20 protein-coding genes are annotated in these 17,339 nt (G+C 42.5%); 1 reads left to right on the top strand and 19 read right to left on the bottom strand.

Features of this window, described 5'->3' with window-relative positions; translation table 11 throughout:
- Position 1: 1 nt before the first annotated feature.
- The 3 genes from murB to budA all read right to left on the bottom strand — a co-directional run bounded on the left by murB (position 2) and on the right by budA (position 2,511).
- A complete protein-coding gene (murB, locus tag K4Z77_RS06755) occupies positions 2-907 on the bottom strand; it encodes a UDP-N-acetylmuramate dehydrogenase (protein WP_224218852.1) in 906 nt (301 codons plus the stop codon).
- Positions 908-1,017: 110 nt separating this feature from the next.
- Positions 1,018-1,770: a YhfC family intramembrane metalloprotease gene (locus K4Z77_RS06750; RefSeq protein WP_224218851.1), complete on the bottom strand. Its 753-nt coding sequence runs from the start codon at positions 1,768-1,770 to the stop codon at positions 1,018-1,020.
- A 9-nt stretch (positions 1,771-1,779) separates the two neighbouring features.
- A complete protein-coding gene (budA, locus tag K4Z77_RS06745) occupies positions 1,780-2,511 on the bottom strand; it encodes an acetolactate decarboxylase (RefSeq protein ID WP_224218850.1) in 732 nt (243 codons plus the stop codon).
- Positions 2,512-2,652: 141 nt separating this feature from the next.
- On the opposite strand from budA, the gene K4Z77_RS06740 reads away from it, so the two are divergent.
- A complete protein-coding gene (locus tag K4Z77_RS06740; RefSeq protein ID WP_224218849.1) occupies positions 2,653-3,924 on the top strand; it encodes an aminotransferase-like domain-containing protein in 1,272 nt (423 codons plus the stop codon).
- 173 nt (positions 3,925-4,097) lie between these two features.
- On the opposite strand, the gene K4Z77_RS06735 is transcribed toward K4Z77_RS06740, so the two are convergent.
- From K4Z77_RS06735 to K4Z77_RS06660, 16 genes are all read right to left on the bottom strand, one after another.
- Entirely contained in the window at positions 4,098-4,913 is an 816-nt protein-coding gene (locus tag K4Z77_RS06735; RefSeq protein ID WP_224218848.1) for an ABC transporter substrate-binding protein, read from the bottom strand.
- Positions 4,914-5,070: 157 nt separating this feature from the next.
- Positions 5,071-5,724, bottom strand: coding sequence for a phosphate signaling complex protein PhoU (gene phoU, locus K4Z77_RS06730; RefSeq protein ID WP_000946460.1), 654 nt, complete (start codon positions 5,722-5,724; stop codon positions 5,071-5,073).
- An 11-nt stretch (positions 5,725-5,735) separates the two neighbouring features.
- Positions 5,736-6,494 carry a phosphate ABC transporter ATP-binding protein PstB gene (gene pstB / locus K4Z77_RS06725; RefSeq protein WP_224218847.1) on the bottom strand — a complete coding sequence of 253 codons (759 nt, stop codon included), beginning with the start codon at positions 6,492-6,494 and terminating at the stop codon, positions 5,736-5,738.
- A 12-nt stretch (positions 6,495-6,506) separates the two neighbouring features.
- Positions 6,507-7,310, bottom strand: coding sequence for a phosphate ABC transporter ATP-binding protein PstB (gene pstB / locus K4Z77_RS06720; protein ID WP_020900241.1), 804 nt, complete (start codon positions 7,308-7,310; stop codon positions 6,507-6,509).
- A gap of 10 nt (positions 7,311-7,320) precedes the next feature.
- Positions 7,321-8,205, bottom strand: a complete 885-nt coding sequence (gene pstA / locus K4Z77_RS06715) for a phosphate ABC transporter permease PstA (RefSeq protein ID WP_224218846.1) — start codon at positions 8,203-8,205, stop codon at positions 7,321-7,323.
- Positions 8,195-9,112 (bottom strand): phosphate ABC transporter permease subunit PstC, encoded by a 918-nt coding sequence (pstC, locus tag K4Z77_RS06710; RefSeq protein ID WP_001070903.1) that lies wholly within the window; start codon positions 9,110-9,112, stop codon positions 8,195-8,197. The genes pstA and pstC overlap by 11 nt, the downstream gene beginning before the upstream one ends.
- Positions 9,112-9,990, bottom strand: coding sequence for a phosphate ABC transporter substrate-binding protein PstS family protein (locus K4Z77_RS06705; protein ID WP_224218845.1), 879 nt, complete (start codon positions 9,988-9,990; stop codon positions 9,112-9,114). The genes pstC and K4Z77_RS06705 overlap by 1 nt, the downstream gene beginning before the upstream one ends.
- A 327-nt stretch (positions 9,991-10,317) precedes the next feature.
- On the bottom strand, positions 10,318-11,622 hold the full coding sequence (locus tag K4Z77_RS06700) for an RsmF rRNA methyltransferase first C-terminal domain-containing protein (RefSeq protein ID WP_224218844.1): 1,305 nt from the start codon (positions 11,620-11,622) through the stop codon (positions 10,318-10,320).
- Entirely contained in the window at positions 11,623-12,396 is a 774-nt protein-coding gene (locus K4Z77_RS06695) for an inositol monophosphatase family protein (protein ID WP_224218843.1), read from the bottom strand. It lies immediately after the preceding gene.
- Positions 12,386-12,664 carry a UPF0223 family protein gene (locus tag K4Z77_RS06690; RefSeq protein WP_224218842.1) on the bottom strand — a complete coding sequence of 93 codons (279 nt, stop codon included), beginning with the start codon at positions 12,662-12,664 and terminating at the stop codon, positions 12,386-12,388. Before K4Z77_RS06690 ends, K4Z77_RS06695 begins: the two co-directional genes overlap by 11 nt.
- Complete coding sequence (locus tag K4Z77_RS06685; RefSeq protein WP_000631259.1) at positions 12,664-13,065, bottom strand: Spx/MgsR family RNA polymerase-binding regulatory protein; 402 nt, start codon at positions 13,063-13,065, stop codon at positions 12,664-12,666. Before K4Z77_RS06685 ends, K4Z77_RS06690 begins: the two co-directional genes overlap by 1 nt.
- Positions 13,066-13,381: 316 nt before the next feature.
- Positions 13,382-13,999 (bottom strand): TIGR01906 family membrane protein, encoded by a 618-nt coding sequence (locus K4Z77_RS06680; RefSeq protein ID WP_224218841.1) that lies wholly within the window; start codon positions 13,997-13,999, stop codon positions 13,382-13,384.
- Positions 13,989-14,762 (bottom strand): TIGR01457 family HAD-type hydrolase, encoded by a 774-nt coding sequence (locus K4Z77_RS06675; protein ID WP_049502186.1) that lies wholly within the window; start codon positions 14,760-14,762, stop codon positions 13,989-13,991. The genes K4Z77_RS06680 and K4Z77_RS06675 overlap by 11 nt, the downstream gene beginning before the upstream one ends.
- A gap of 9 nt (positions 14,763-14,771) precedes the next feature.
- Entirely contained in the window at positions 14,772-15,509 is a 738-nt protein-coding gene (locus tag K4Z77_RS06670) for an acyl-ACP thioesterase domain-containing protein (protein WP_224218840.1), read from the bottom strand.
- A 4-nt stretch (positions 15,510-15,513) separates the two neighbouring features.
- Positions 15,514-16,644, bottom strand: a complete 1,131-nt coding sequence (gene hemW, locus K4Z77_RS06665) for a radical SAM family heme chaperone HemW (RefSeq protein ID WP_224218839.1) — start codon at positions 16,642-16,644, stop codon at positions 15,514-15,516.
- Between the two features lie 175 nt (positions 16,645-16,819).
- On the bottom strand, positions 16,820-17,339 hold a 520-nt coding region (locus tag K4Z77_RS06660), incomplete at its 5' end, for an LPXTG cell wall anchor domain-containing protein (protein WP_224218838.1).

Here is a 17,339-nt window from a genome sequence, read left to right as displayed (position 1 = left end):
CCTACTTGCTTTCACCTAAAATACGGACCTCTCTCTCAAGAGTAACGCCAGAGTGTTCCTTGACTTTTTCGATCACAGACTCAATCAAGTCCTCGTAGTCTTTAGCCGTTCCGTCAGCAACATTAATCATAAAACCTGCGTGTTTTTCTGAGACTTCTACTCCACCAATACGATAGCCTTTCAAGCCAGCTTCTGAAATTAATTGACCTGCAAAATGCCCTACTGGACGCTTAAAGACCGAACCACAAGATGGGTATTCTAAAGGTTGCTTGAGTTCACGTAGATGCGTCAAACGATCCATTTCTTGCTTGATAACCTGATGGCTTCCTGGAGCTAGGGCAAATTTAGCTGACAAGACAACTGCACCAGACTCTTGAATGGCTGAGTGGCGGTAACCAAAAGCCAAGTCCTTGACAGACAGGGTCTCGATTTCTCCATCCTTGGTCAAGACCTTACAAGACTGTAAGATATGGGAAATCTCGCCACCATAGGCACCCGCATTCATAAAGACAGCACCACCAACGCTCCCTGGAATGCCACAAGCAAATTCAAAACCAGTCAAACTATGACGAAGGGCAATACGTGTTGTTTCAATCAAGTTGGCTCCAGCTTCAGCTTCGATGGTATAGCCATCAACTGAAACATTATTGAGCTTGTCACACAAGATGACAAATCCACGAATCCCACCATCACGAACGATAATGTTGCTGGCATTTCCAAGAACCATCCAAGGAATATTTTCTTGATTGGCAAATTTAACAACGCGAGCCAGCTCAAAACGATTTCGTGGAAAGACCAAATAATCGGCCTCTCCACCTACTTTTGTATAACTATAGCTATGCAAGGGTTCCTTGAAACGGATATCAATCCCTTCTAAGATTTCAAGCATGTTTTCTTTTACTGACATGACACTCTCCCTTTTACAAAATTCATTCCATTATACCATTTTTAAGACCATTTGACGACCCTAAAAAAATCTTGGACTTATTTTAAACAAAAAAGAGGTTTCCCCTCTTTTTATGATTTTTTGCAAAAGCTAGCCTTTGTCCCATAGGCAACCAGAACAAGTTCAAGTGCTAGGACAACTTCAACCAAGACTGGACTTGTAATCCATCCTACTTGAGCTAGAGATGGTACTAGATCAAAGAAGGCATGTAGACCATAGGCTGCTAGGAGATAAATCCATTTTTTCTGGCGAACAGCTTGGTAAACCCAAACTGTCAAAAGTAATTGGAAACCTAGAGCCAGAATCCGTTCAAAACCAAGCAAATAAATTTGCCAGACAGATAGCGACTGGATGGTTTTCAACATATTTTCAGACAGCAATTGCATAACCTGTGGATTCTGAGTTTGAACTGCCGAAAGAACGATGTAGAGATTAATCAAACTAGTAAGACCTAGGAAAATCAATTCCAAGCCACCATGCCCCAATCCATAGGCCAAGGCATCTGCTTTTTCCAAACTTCTCTTTTTCTCCAACCATTTGAAGAAAATAAGACGAGCAGTTTCCTCAAAAAATGCTGCCATGGCTAGGCCATAGATGATATAGACAAGCGGATGGTCTTGCAAGAGGGCAATACTACCGTCTTTTTGAGGATGAAGAACTATGATATGAATCAATTTTTCTAGAATTTGTGAAGAGAGAAAGAAGGCAACAGCCCCCAAACCCAAGACAGCTAGATTGATTTGATATTTCTTTTTGGCATACCAAATGCTCCCTAGCAAGAGAGCCAGCAACAGCACCATAGTAATGATAATATGAGTGGTCATTTTCGTCTCCTATTCTGCCTTTTCAATATCTTTTCTCATCTCTTCAACATTGAACTTAGCAAACAAGTATTGACGGTCTTGGACAGGAAAACGTTGGTCCAATTGGTCAACAGCTCCCACCTCAATAATGCCTTCCTTGATGACAAAGTCCATGACATGACCACCGAAGGTCAAATCATCTGAAATGAAGTGCAGATGGTAACCTGCCACACTGACCCCATGGAAAATCTCAGGCGTCCAGAAACCAACGATAGTTCCCGCCACATTGTCACGACTATATTCAGGTTGATGGGTTGCGACATCAGCAAACTTGGTATCGGGTGTCGACTTGGGAATCATGCGCACATGCATATGCGAAAATTCCCCACGAATCTTGATAGAGCGGAAAAGATTTTCCCCATCATAATAAGACTCGATTCGCTCTTCCAATTCCTTGTCCGTCATCTCAAAGCGCTGGCGGAAAATGACCTCTGCCTGATGTGGTACTACTGCTGCATAAGGAATAAGGGCATCTGGTGACACTTCCACAATCTCTGGTTGCTCTCCTGATCCTTTAGCCTGATAGGCCTTGCCATCCAAGACAATCAATTCTCCATCAATGGAATCCAAGGTTCCCAAACCAAGATCACCATGCTCTAGCAATTCTCCCACTGTCATGGTACCACCATAAAGGCCAGCCATCAAGGCTCCGAGGGTATTATATTGAAATAATTTCACTGGTTCCTGCACGTTCTTATCCATTCACTTTCTTGTCTGTTATTCTATAAATGTTACTCCTAAGTATACCACATTTGCCCCTAGATGTGAACGAGAGAAACACTCTAGACATTGCCAAGAAGGAAAAAAAAGGGTACAATGTAACAAAATCAAGGGAGGTCTGGAATGAAGAAACAAAGCAAGTACCAAGAGGTTGTTTCCTATCTGAAAAATAGTATCGAGTCTGGACGATTTCCGACGGGAAGCCGCCTGCCTTCTATTCGTCAACTGAGCCTTGACTTTCACTGCAGCAAGGACACCATTCAACGAGCTCTGCTGGAATTACGGCACGAGCAATACCTCTATGCCAAGCCCCAGAGTGGCTACTATGTCCTAGAACAAGGGCAACACCAGGATCTAGAAATCGAGGTTACGGACGAACATGCCAGCGCCTATGACGATTTCCGACTCTGTGTCAATGAAACCTTGATTGGACGAGAAAACTACCTCTTCAACTACTATGACAACCAAGAAGGATTAGAAGACCTAAGACAGTCCATTCACAAACTCCTCTTTGAGCAATCCCTCTACTGCAAGGCTGACCAACTGGTACTGACTTCTGGAACTCAACAAGCTCTTTTTATCCTCTCTCAAATTTCCTTCCCTAGCCAAGGCAAGGAAATCTTGGTGGAACAACCAACCTACCATCGGATGAATCGTCTCTTGATTGCTCAGGGATTGGACTATCAAACGATTGAACGAAGCATTGATGGGATTGACTTGGAGGAGCTGGAAGGCCATTTCAAGACAGGAAAGATTAAGTTTTTCTATACTATTCCTCGTTTTCACTATCCTCTGGGGCATTCCTATTCAGAGCAGGACAAACGGGCTATTCTTGACTTAGCTACCAAGTATGGTGTCTATATCGTAGAGGACGACTATTTGGGGGATTTGGACTCTAAAAAGGGCCAGACCTTCCACTATCTAGATACAGAGGAGCGCGTCATTTATATCAAGTCCTTCTCAACCAGCCTCTTTCCAGCCCTGCGGATTACAGCACTCATTCTGCCAAATACTATCAAAGAATCCTTTGTAGCCTACAAAAATATCCTAGACTACGACAGCAACCTCATCATGCAAAAGGCCCTATCACTCTATATTGATAGTCAATTATTTGAGAAAAATCGTTTAGCTCGCTTGGCCAATCAGGATGCTTACCAAAAACAAATCGAGGAAAGACTAGCTAAAACACCTTGTCCCCTTCCTCATTTCCCTCTTCACGATGGTTTATTACTAGATCTGCGACAGTATCCTAAAATCGCCAGCCTCAAACACAGCCAACTGGACTTGAACTTCTTTGAAGAGGCTTACTTGGATGCCTGTCCTTATCAATTTGCCAAGGTATCCTTAGAAAATCTAGAAAAGGTTTTAAACTATTTAAAAGCAGAATTGGATTGACTTCCAACTCTGCTTTTTTCTTATACTCTTCGAAAATCTCTTCAAACCACGTCAGCGTCGCCTTACCGTAGATATATGTAACTGACTTCGTCAGTCTTATCTACAACCTCAAAGCAGTGCTTTGAGCAACTTGCGGCTAGCTTCCTAGTTTGCTCTTTGATTTTCATTGAGTATTATTCTTCAACTTCTGTTAGGCTTGCTGCTTTTTCAAGATAGCTTTGGTAGGTACCATCATCCTTGAGTTTTTGGATGACCTTGTCCACCACTTCTTTCAAATCAGCACTATTTTTTCTAAGGGCAACGGCATTGGCTTCGCCGTCCTTCATCTTCAAGCTGACAGTTGCGACAGCTAAGTCGGCATTTTTAGCAGCATAGCTAAGGGCAACAGGCTCATCCATGTGAACAGCATCAACTTTTCCAGCCTGCAATTCATTAACTGCTTCACCCATATTGGTTAGGGAAGTCAGCTGAGCTTTTGGCAATTGTTCCTTGACCATAGACTCTGGAACAGTCCCTTTTTGAGCTGCAATGTTGGCACTTTCCAGACTAGTTAAATCCTTGTATTTTTCTACATCAGACTTACGAACCAAGAAACTAATCTTGTTTTCATAGTAAGGGATTGAAAAATCAAAGACTTCTTTTCTCTCGTCAGTAGCGCTAATTCCCGCAACTGCTAGGTCAGCCTTGCCAGTTTGAAGACTGGTCAAAACATTGTCAAAACTCATGCTTGAGATTTCCAACTTAACCCCAAGTTCATCAGCGATAGCCTGAGCCATGTCAATATCCGCACCGACTACCTGGTTTTTTCCGTCAACTAAGGATTGGAATTCAAAAGGTGCATAGTCAGGACTGGTCGCCACAACTAATTTCCCCTTTTGCTTAATGGCCTCAACAGCTGACTGAGAACCATTAGAACCCGACTGGCAAGCTACTAAGAAGAAACTTGCAAGAAAACTACATAAAACAAATATCCATTTTTTTGATTTCATAAATAAACAACCTCTCTGTTATTTTTGTATAATTATAACGCTATTCAAGGTGCTTGTCAAGTATTTTTTGAATTTTTATCTCAAAAATATTTTTTTCATTCAAAAAAAGGAGTTGTTAGTTGATTTCAAGCTCCTTTTTATACAGAATAAATCTATTTTATAGTTCGACAATCTTACCTGTTTCAAAGTAAACAACCCATTCACAGATATTCTTGGCATAGTCTCCAATGCGTTCCAAGAAGGCAATCACTTGGAAGTAATCACGGCCTGTAACGATAGCATCTGGATTTTTCTTAATTTCTTCTGTAGCCAAATCACGAATACTATCAAAGTAATGGTTGATTTTTTCGTCCATGGCTGCTACTTCATAGGCCTGGTCTACTGAACCATTCAGATAGAGTTCAAGGGCTGCTTCAACGAAGTTCTTGACATCGCGACCCATTCTCTTGATTTCTTCTTCAACAGCTGGGATACGTTGCTCCCCCTTCATACGAATGGCTGCTCTTGCAATGGAAACAGCATGGTCCCCCATACGTTCCAAGTCTGATACAGCCTTCAAGACTGTTAGAACAGTCCGCAAGTCCTGAGAAACCGGTTGTTGAAGGGCAATCATTTCAAATGATTTTTTCTCCAATTTCACTTCGTATTCGTTTACTTCTGCATCGTCTTCGATGACTTCTTTGGCCAAATCACGGTCATGCGTAACAAAGGCACGCACGGTCCGATTGATTTGAGATAGCACTTCTTGTCCCATAGCATAGAACTGGTTGTGCAATTTCTCCAAATCTTCTTCAAATTGAGAACGTAACATCATTTATCTCCTTATCCAAATTTTCCTGAAATATAATCTTCTGTTTCCTTGTGTTGTGGGTTTAGGAACATCTTCTTGGTATCGTTAAACTCAATTAAATCTCCATCTAGGAAAAATCCTGTCTTGTCAGAAATACGAGAAGCTTGTTGCATGGAACGCGTAACCAAGAGCATGGTATATCTATCTTTTAGACCATACAAGGTTTCCTCAATCTTACCGGCCGAGATAGGGTCCAAGGCTGAAGTCGGTTCATCCAAAAGAATGATTTTAGGACTAGTTGCCAAGACACGGGCAACACAGACACGTTGCTGTTGTCCACCTGAAAGCCCAATAGCTGAATCATGCAGACGATCCTTGACCTCATCCCAGATGGAAGCTCGTTGCAAAGCTTTTTCAACCGCTTCATCTAGAACCTGCTTGTCCTTCACTCCATTGATACGAAGCCCGTAAACAACATTTTCGTAGATAGACATAGGGAAGGGGTTGGGTTGTTGGAAAACCATACCGATTTCCTTGCGCAATTCAACTGTATCTGTACGTGGGCTGTAAATGTTGTGGCCGTTGTAAACCACCGAACCAGTTGTGGTTACCTCTGGATTGAGATCCCCCATGCGGTTAATAGCTTTGAGAAGGGTTGATTTCCCTGATCCAGATGGACCAATCAAGGCTGTAATTTCCTTAGGTTGGAAAGATAGGGAAACACTATTCAAGGCCTTTTTCTGATTGTAGTAAACGGACAGGTCTGACACCTGTAAAATCACTTCTGTCATACTGTTTCCTTTCTATCCAAAGTGTCCTGTTACGTAGTCATTGGTTGACTGTAGTTTGGCATTTTGGAAAATATTAGATGTCTTATCGTACTCGATCAAGTCACCCAAGTAGAAGAATCCTGTGTAGTCACTAGCACGCGCAGCCTGCTGCATACTGTGGGTCACGATGATGATGGTAAAGTCCTTCTTCAATTCCAACATTGTTTCTTCCAGCTGGGCTGTCGCAATCGGATCCAAGGCAGACGCTGGCTCATCCATCAAGAGGATATCTGGTTTAACAGAAATAGCACGAGCGATACAGAGACGTTGCTGCTGACCACCTGATAGAGTCAAGGCTGACTTGTGCAAATCGTCTTTGACCTGATCCCAAAGGGCAGCTTGACGAAGAGAGGTTTCCACAATTTCATCCAAGACTTGCTTGTCCTTAACACCTGCACGTTCATGGGCAAAAGTGATGTTGCGATAGATAGACTTGGCGAAGGGATTTGGGCGTTGGAAGACCATTCCGATGTGTTTACGCATCTCATAAACGTTGATTTCTGGACGGTTGACATCAATCCCTTGATAGAGGATTTGACCTGTGACCTTGGCAATATCAATGGTATCATTCATACGGTTGAGACTGCGAAGGTAGGTTGATTTTCCTGAACCAGAAGGGCCAATTAAGGCCGTAATTTTATTTTTTTCAAATTGCATATCGATGCCCTTGATGGATTCTTTTTTACCGTAGTAAACATGTAAATCCTTAGTAGAGAGGGCCACTTTCTCTTCAGGAAAGGTGATGATATGCTTTTCATCCCAATTATATTTTGACATGGCTTCTCCTTTAGGCAGCGGTTAATTTCTTATGTAGGTAGCTTCCGAGTTTGCGGGCTCCAAAGTTAAAGATCAAAATAAAGATCAAGAGAACTGCGGCAGAACCTGCTGATACGATGGTTCCATCTGGAATGGTACCTTCACTATTGACTTTCCAAATGTGAACAGCCAAGGTTTCTGCTTGACGGAAGATAGAGATTGGGCTGGTTACACTGAGAATGTTCCAGTTTGACCAGTCAAGGGCTGGAGCGGATTGTCCTGCTGTATAGATGAGAGCAGCCGCCTCACCAAAGATACGGCCAGAGGCCAGGACAACCCCAGTTACAATACCTGGAAGAGCTTCTGGAATCACGACATGGACCACCGTCTCCCAACGAGAAATCCCAAGAGCTAGGCCAGCTTCACGTTGCGTATGGTGAACATGTTTCAAACTGTCCTCAACATTACGAGTCATCTGAGGCAGGTTAAAGACCGTCAAGGCCAAGGCACCTGAAATGATTGAAAATCCATACTCAAACTGAACTACAAAGATCAAGTAACCAAATAGACCCACAACCACTGATGGCAGTGAAGACAAGATTTCAATACAGGTTCTGACAAAGTTGGTCACAGGACCTTTTTTAGCATATTCAGCCAGGAAAATCCCAGCTCCCATAGACAAGGGCACAGAAATAATCAAGGTAATGACCAAAAGGAAGAAGGAATTATAGAGCTGAATTCCGATCCCTCCGCCCGCTTGGTAAGAAGATGATTTGCCAGTCAAGAAAGACCAAGAGATGTGAGGCAAACCACGAACCAAGATATAGAGAATCAAGGATGCCAAGATGGCAACGATAATCCCTGCAATCGAGTAGAGGATAGCTGTTGCAATTTTATCTAATTTCTTAGCGTGCATAGTTTTTCTTTCCTCTTTCTTTCGTAATCAATTTAATCACACTGTTGAAGGCCAAACTCATCAAGAGCAAGACTAAGGCCAGTGACCAAAGTACATTATTATCAACGGTTCCCATGACGGTATTTCCGATACCCATGGTCAAGACAGAGGTCAAGGTCGCAGCAGGTGTTGTTAGTGAAGTTGGGACAACGGCTGAGTTTCCGACCACCATCTGAATGGCCAAGGCCTCACCAAAGGCACGCGCCATCCCAAAGACCACTGCTGTAAAAATCCCTGAACGCGCCGCCTTCAAGGTCACGCGCCAGATGGTTTGCCAGCGAGTGGCTCCCATAGCCAAACTAGCTTCACGATAGTGACGAGGCACTGCACGCAAACTATCCGTTGTCATAAAGGTTACCGTCGGTAAAATCATGACAAAGAGAACGAAAATCCCTGACAAGATCCCAAAACCAGTTCCACCAAAGACACTACGGACAAAGGGAACTACGACCTGCAAACCAATAAATCCATACACAACCGAAGGGATCCCAACCAGCAATTCAATAGCTGGTTGCAAGATTCTAGCACCTTTTGGTGAGACCTCCGTCATAAAGACAGCTGCACCAATGGCAAAAGGAGTTGCGATAAGGGCTGATAGGATTGTGACAATAAAGGAACCCAAAATCATAGGAAGGGCACCAAATTGTTTACCTGAAGGATTCCAAGTTTGTCCAAAAAGGAAATCAAAGATATTGACCCCATTTACAAAGAAGGTCGACAAACCTTTTTGGGCTACGAAAATCAAAATCATGGCCACAATGATGACAATCAAAGACAGGCAGGCAAAGGTCAAGCCTTTTCCTAATTTCTCTAGACGAGAGTTCTTTGAGGGAGAAAGTAATTTTTTAGCTAATTCTTCTTGATTCATTATTGACTCCCTTCTAGTGCTGTCACCGTTCCTACAGCATCTTTTTCAACCTTCATTTCCTTAACAGAAATATAGCCCATTCCCTTAACGATTCCACTTTGCGCTTCATCAGAGAGGACAAAGTTGAGGAATTCTGCCACCAATTCATTTGGTTGACCTAGGGTATACATGTGTTCATAAGACCACAAAGGCCAGTTATTGGTTGTAACATTTTCTGCAATCGGCTCATAGCCATTCAACTTCATGCGTTTCACCGAGTCATCCACATAGGCAAAGGCTAGGTAAGAAATGGCTCCTGGTGTCTGGGAAACAATGTTTTTGACCATCCCATTTGAATCCTGTTCTTGACTCTGCACAGCAGACTGACCATCCATGATAACACTATCAAAGGTTGCACGTGAACCAGAACTTGCTGCACGGTTAATAATAGAAATGGCTAGGTCTTTCCCGCCGACTTCTTTCCAGTTGGTTACTTGACCTGTGAAGATGCTACGGAGTTGTTCTGTTGTCAGATTTTCAACGTCAACTTCCTTATTTACAATCACTGCCAAGCCCGCTACTGCAACCTTGTGATCCACAAGAGCGGAGGCGTTGATACCGTCTTTTTCCTCGGCAAATACGTCTGAATTTCCTACGTCAACGGCTCCAGACTGAACCTGAGACAAACCTGTACCAGATCCTCCACCTTGGACGTTGACTGTTTTTCCAACGTGCGTAGAGCCGAATTCATCTGCTGCTGCTTCGACCAGGGGCTGAAGAGCCGTTGAGCCAACAGCTGTCATGGATTCTCCACGATCAATCCAGCTAGCACATCCCGCCAAAGAACCTGCCAGCAAGAGAGCTGCAAGGGATAGAGCGAGTTTTTTCCTTTTTTTCACTGTTTTTCTCCTTGAAAATAATGGTGAATGCTGTGAATTTTTTCAACTATTTATTTATGTTTTTCTTTTTTAAAATTGGGAGCCAACTAAAGTTCTTATACTCAATGAAAATCAAAGAGCAAACTAGGAAACTAGCCGCAGGCTGTACTTGAGTACGGCAAGGCGACGTTGACGCGGTTTGAATTTGATTTTCGAAGAGTATTAGCTTGGTTTAACTAGAAATTTGCTTAGTTACCATCTCCACCAATTTTGACTCAAAATGAAAGACAATTTGAAAAAAATCCATACTTCCACTATAACATAGACAAGCTACTTTGACTAGCATTTTCACTTGAATCTAAGGCCTTTTGGAAAATAATTTTTCAAAACATTTCCAGTCACCTTAGCAAAGCCCAAACCATTGCCTTGAACCAAAACTTGGTACCAACCATTTGGAAGACTTTCCGCCAGCTGAATGGTTTCTCCAGCGGCATACTTTACAAACGCTTCTTGGTCAATTGCAACGGACTGCTTGACCTGACTTGATTTCAAGGCTAGACCAAGAGCAAAACTAGGCTCAAAACGTTTCTTCTTAAAAGTGCCCAGATGCAGTCCATTGCGAGCAATCTTGAGCTTCCCTAAATCTGGCAAAAGTTCTGGTAAGATATAAAGCTGATCTCCAAATGTCTGCAAAATACCCGGTAGATTAACCTTCAAATGGTTTTGTGCAAATTCCTGCCACAAGGCAACTTGCTCACGGCTGAGATTGCTCTTACTTGCCTTAAATTTAGGTGCTGGATTGTCACCTTTAAATTGTAAATGAGCGACAAACTGCCCCTCTCCCTTAAAATGATGAGGATACATCCGAGCCGTTTCTGGCAGGTCAATTCCAGCTACCATTCCATTGATATGCTCTATTGGTAACAAATCAAAATCATACTCTTCCAGTAGCCAATTGACGATCTCTTCGTTTTCCTCGGGTGCCCAAGTACAGGTTGAATAAACCAAACGACCTCCCTCTGCTAGCATGGTTACTGCATCTGCTAGAATTTCTCTTTGCAAACTAGCACATTGACTTGGATAATCTAAGCTCCAATAGTCCATAGCATCTGGTTGCTTACGAAACATTCCTTCACCAGAGCACGGGGCATCAAGAACGATTAAGTCAAAATAACCTTTAAAAACCTTAGCCAAACGGTCAGCAGATTCATTGGTCACCACAACATTTGTCGCTCCAAATCGCTCCATGTTTTCTACTAAAATCTTAGCTCGTTTGCTTGAAATTTCATTGGAAACGAGAAGACCCTCCCCTGCTAGATAGGCTGCTAGCTGAGTTGATTTACCACCCGGTGCAGCGGCCAAGTCCAAAACCTTCATACCAGGACTAGGCTTGGCTACCTGAGCCACCATCTGGGCAGCGGGTTCTTGCGAATAAACCAAGCCTGTAGCATGCTCAGGAGATTTTCCTGAAACCTTCCCATAGTGTCCCCAAGGGGTTTGAGGAATAGGATCAGAAAATGAAGCTTGGGCTTCTTTTAAAGGATTGACCCGAAAGGCCGAAACCGCTTCCTCCTCAAAAGAGGCAAGAAAATCTCTTGCCTCATCTCCTAGTATCTCTTCATATTTTTCAACAAATCCTTCTGGAAATTGCATTTAAGTTCTTTTCCTTTCGTAAATATAGGACTGAATTTCCTCCTGCATCTCAAGAGGTAACATCATGACCGGCTGTCTAGTTTGAAAATCAGGAGCTTCACCAGAAAGGGTCACCACCCGATAGCCCAGACCTTCTCCTAAAATACTAGCCGCAGCATAATCCCATGGTTGCAGATAAGTGACATAGGTCAATAAATGCCCTGATAAAATCTTGGCAAAACTGATGGCCGCACTTCCATAGACACGAACACCAAGAACCGCTCGACTCAAATCAGCCAGCCCCCATTCATTGATTTCCAGCATACCACTATTCCCTGCAATAAGGAAATCTCCAAGTGGTTTTGCTTTAAAGGGAGCTAGGGGCTTATCATTTCGGCAAACCGGAAACTTACCACCACCGTGATAACAATCCCCTTTGACCACATCATAAATCAGTCCAAACTGCCCCTGACTATTTTCAAAATAAGCTATCATAACAGCAAAATCTTCCTTCTGGGCGACAAAGTTATTGGTACCATCAATCGGATCAATGACCCAAACCTTGCCCTCTTGAACCGAGGCTCGTAGACAACCTTCTTCAGCACAAATCTTATCCTCAGGATAACGGGACAAAATCTCACCAACCAATAGCTCTTGAACTTCCTTGTCCAGTCTGGTCACCAAATCTGTTGGAGAGGACTTGGTCTCAACACGCAAGTCTTCCTGCATGTGGTCAAGGATGTACTGGCCCGCCTTTCTAACAAGCTCTTTGGCAAATTCAAATTTACTTTCCAAGAGAAATCTTTCCTTCCCCTTTTTCCTTGGCAGCCTGAACTGCTCGGTAAAGCGAATAGCCACTAACCGTTTCAAATTCTCGTCCCAAACGTTTCTCTTCGCTCTTACTTGGAACGACCACCTTGAATCCCTTATAGGAGTCCAGTAACTTTCTAGCCTCTACCTTGCCCTCATAGGCAGCTTCAACATCATTAAAAAAAGAAAGCACTGAAGCAAGTTCTTCAGTGCTCCACGACAAATCTAGTGGGTAACTATACTGTTTGTTCATTAACTAATACCAGCTCTCATTCTTGCTTCTTTTAGTTCTTGCTTACGGTAACTACGAGGGAGAAAAGCACGAATTTCATCTTCATTAAAACCGATTTGCATGCGTTTAGCATCGATAATGATGGGACGACGCAAAAGACTTGGATACTGCTCAATTAAATGAAGCAATTCCGATACCGAGATACTCTCTACATCAATATTCAATTTTTGAAAAATTTTTGAACGAGTTGAAATGATGTCATCAGTACCATTTTCGGTCAAGGAAAGGATGTGTTGCAATTCTTTTCTTGTTAAAGGACTGGTCATAATATTGTGTTCCACAAAGGGAACCTTATGTTTTTCTAACCAGGCCTTAGCCTTACGACATGATGTACAGCTCGGTGATAGAAATAGTGTAATCATGCTTTTCTCTTCTTATCTATACTTTGCTACTTCTATTATACAAAAAAATAAAGCGCTTGACTAGGGATTTTTAGAAAAAAAGCCTATTTTTTCAAGAAAAATAGACTGTTTGCGAACGATTGACATCATTCAGAATTAGTTAATTCACTCTTATACTCTTCGAAAATCTCTTCAAACTGCGTCAACGTCGCCTTGCCGTACTCAAGTACAGCCTGCGGCTAGTTTCCTAGTTTGCTCTTTGATTTTCATTGAGTATTAACGATAGTTTCGAATCATATACCTAATTTATACATGTGAAATAAGAACAGCTTTCAGTTCACTTCCTACGACTTTTCAGATACAGATAGCCAAAGAAGCTTTCATAGAGGGCAAAAAAGAGGAGGAAGACATGAAGGAAGAAGGTCTCTGGCAAAATCAGAATCACTGGATCCTTAGCTGGGTCAAAAAGCCAGGTATCATCTCCCACAAAGAGAATTTGATGGAAAAGAGTAAAGAATTGGTCAAAACCAATCAAAACTCCCCCAAAACCAATCAGTACAGGCAAGACTACTAGAGTCAAAAGCCCCTTACTAAATAAAGATAAAAAGCCCTTTTTCACAATCTTATTGGCAAAGAAATAGAAGCTTGGTAGTGTCACAAGGGCAATAAATTGAACTAGATGAAAGAGATTCTTCACAACCGCAAAGTGGTGCAGACCAGCTGCTGACGAACGAAAATCTGGCATCTGCAAGACCTGACTGAAGGGATTGGTCAGATAATTCATCAAGATATGAAAATTGTATTGAATGGTTTCTGGTTTTAGATAAACTCGATCCGTCAAGTTCAGCCACTCAATCTCCAAAGGATAAAAAATCCAAGCCAAATAAATGGTCAAAAGGATTGAGAGGGAGAGGAGAAAGAGCATAGAGCTCCAAAAAGTCAGTTTAGTTTTCATCAAAATTCCACTCCGCAAGGCTAGAAACCACATGAGTCGGTGCGATTGGCAGGTCTGCCACTTCTTCTGCCTTGGTAAAACCTGTTGTCACCAAGAGCGTTGGAATGCCATTGTCAATCCCTGCTCGGATATCTGTTAAGTAGTTATCCCCAACCATGATTAATTCTTCACGTTCCAAACCTAAGTGCTCAACCGCCTTGTCCATAATGATAGCATTTGGTTTTCCAATATAAACAGGCTTTACTCGTGTTGCCACTTCAAGAAGTGTAATTAGTGAACCAGCACCTGGCAAAAGACCGCGTTCTGTCGGGATGTTGAGGTCAGGATTGGTTCCGATAAAATGAGCTCCCTTTTGGATAGCAAGAGTTGCTGTCGCAAATTTTTCATAATCAACTTGCCAGTCCAGACCTACTACCACATAGGCAGGATTTTCCTTGTCTTCCACATAACCAGCCGCCTTGATGGCTTCCTTGAGCCCGGCTTCTCCGATGACATAGACCGTCTTTTCCAGTCCCAAGTCATTCATATAGTCGATCGTTGCCAAGGTCGCTGTGTAGACAGTTGATAGGGGCGTATCGATATTAAAATTTTGAGCCAACATCTCCTGAACACTCTCTGGAGTGCGGGTTGTATTGTTGGTTACAAAGAGATAGGGAATATCCCGCTTTTGCAATTCATGGACAAAAGCCTCTCCTGCCGGAATTCTGTCTTTCCCTTTATAAATAGTTCCGTCTAAATCAATTAAATAGCCTTTATATTTCATACTTTCTCCCTAATCCTTTTTTATTTCTTGCCAAGTGATAATAGCTTGGGCATTGGTAGCCCCGTCGCTTGTAATTTCATGCTTGCTTTCCAATCCAGTCCCTTCAACAGCCGATGTAATCACCCCACCTGGTCGAACTTCCTTGACATACTTGAGGTTGATTTTCTTGGGAATATAGTGGGTCAAAAAATTCGCTCCCATGACCTCAAAAATCCAGTCCAAGTATTTACTGTTATTGACATGACCATTCATATCCAAATCGTAAAAACGGACATGGTAATCCTTGCTGATTGGCTCGCCCAAGGACTCATACTTTGGTCCACGGATAAGTTTTTTATTAAATTCAGACTGGTAAGGAGCCACAATCTCAGGTTCGACAGCATGGACTTTTCGACTGTCTCGGTCCATGAGAACAAAGGTCGCCATCATGTGGATGAGTTCCTGCCCTGCTTCATCATAAATGGTAAACCGACGATAACAAAAGAGTCGATTGTAGCTCAAAGCTTCCGTTTCAATGGTAATTTCTTCCGCAAAACGAGGCAAACGAACCACCTCAATATCATAGTCTGTGATAATCCAGACCAGATTATAATTTTCCAGAATAGCCTTATCACTAACTCCCAGTTCAATCGACTGCATCCCTGAAACCTGCAGAGACAGCAAAATTACATCTGGAAGTTTAATATGACCGTTCATATCAGCCATATCAAAAGGAATTTTCATTTTCATTTGATAAGTTAAGCCCATGATCCTACTCCAAAATAAATCGTTCTGCTACGGTGTCTCCCAAAAAGAGACCTCTCTTTGTCATGCGCACGCGGTCACCCTCTATTTGCATGAGACCTTGTTGCACCAAGTCTCTGACAATTTCTCCATAAAGCCCCTCAAACGGCCGACCAAATTTCTCCTCAAATCGCGCCATAGAGACCCCTGATTTCTTGCGAAGCCCCAGGAACATTTCTTCTTCCATTTGCTCTTTTTGACTCAGGTGCTCTTCTGTGATACGTGCGTCGCCTTCCTCAACTGCACTCAGATAATGACGAATGGGACCATGATTTTTATAACGAACACCATTGACATAACCAGATGCCCCAGCACCGATGCCATAGTATTCAGCATTGTCCCAGTACATGAGATTGTGGCGACTTTCAAAACCAGGTTTGGAAAAATTGGAAATCTCATAATGCTCAAAACCTGCTCGCTCTAGCTCTGCAATGATGTACTCAAACATCTCCGCTTCCAGTTCCTCTTTAGGCAGAGGCAATTTCCCACGTCGCATCCGATTCATAAAGACCGTATGGTTTTCCAAAATCAAGCTATACAGACTCATGTGGGGAATATCCAGCCCAATGGCCTTAGCCACATTTTCCTTGACCTGCTCCATAGTCTGACCAGGCAGTGCATAAATCAAATCAATGGAGATGTTGTCAAAACCAGCCAGTTTCAGACGGTCGATATTTTCATAAATATCCTTCTCCAAATGACTGCGCCCAATCTTTTTCAGCATCTTATCATCAAAGGTTTGCACACCTAACGAAACACGATTGACAGCTGAGTTTTTCAAAACCGCAATCTTATCCGCGTCCAAGTCGCCTGGATTGGCTTCAATGGTCAACTCCTCCAAGACAGACAAGTCCAAGTTTTCAGTCAAGCCCTCCAATAATACCTCTAGTTGTGAAGCTGACAGGGCTGTCGGCGTCCCACCACCGATGTAGAGGGTTCGTAACTTTTGAATGTCATAAGAACGAAACTCTTCCAGCAGATGCTCCAAATAGCTATCAACTGGCTGATTCTTGATGAAAACCTTTGAGAAGTCACAATAATAACAAATCTGGGTACAAAATGGGATGTGCACATAGGCTGACGTTCGTTTCTTCTGCATAGTCTTATTATACCACAAAAAGCGAACAATACTTAGAATTCCGTTTAACAAAATCCTAGCATTGTTCGCTTTCTTTATCTAATCATTCTTTGTATTTTATGGATAAAACAACTATCAGAATCAATCTAGTTCGTTGTTAAAACACAAAAGAATGAATGTTCATCTGACTAAATTTTTAGTCTTCTTTTTTCTTACGAGCTACAAGTCCAAATCCACTCAATAGTCCAAGAAGTCCTAGAGATGCAAGAGCAGCATTTGATTCTGTTCCTGTATTTGGCAATACATTTTGAGAATCATTTGACTTAGCTCCATTATCAACAGTCGTCTTAGTATCTACCTGATCTGTATTCGGAGTAACTGCATTTGGAGTTGGAGTAGCTGGTGCTGGTTTATCTTGACCAGAATCTCCATTAGTATCAGGTTTGACTGGCATATCAGGTGTCACTGGTGCAACTGGATTTGTATCTGTTGGTGTTGATGGTGTGACTTTACCTGGTGTTGTTACTGGAACTTCTACAGCTGGTTTACCTGGTTCAGTAATCTTAGCTGTACCTGGAACTTTACCTTCTGGTAATTCACTGTTTGGTACTTTACCTTTACCGTCTTCACCGATTGTTACTGTGATTGGGTTACCATCTTTACCTGGGATTTCTACCTTAGTTCCTGGTGGGAATGTTGATCCATCTGGTTTCTTA

The organism is Streptococcus mitis subsp. hohhotensis (assembly GCF_020089495.2).
Classification (GTDB): Bacteria; Bacillota; Bacilli; order Lactobacillales; family Streptococcaceae; genus Streptococcus; species Streptococcus hohhotensis.
The sequence above is the reverse complement of the archived record's forward strand: the minus strand, read 5'-3'. Positions and strand labels throughout refer to the sequence as shown.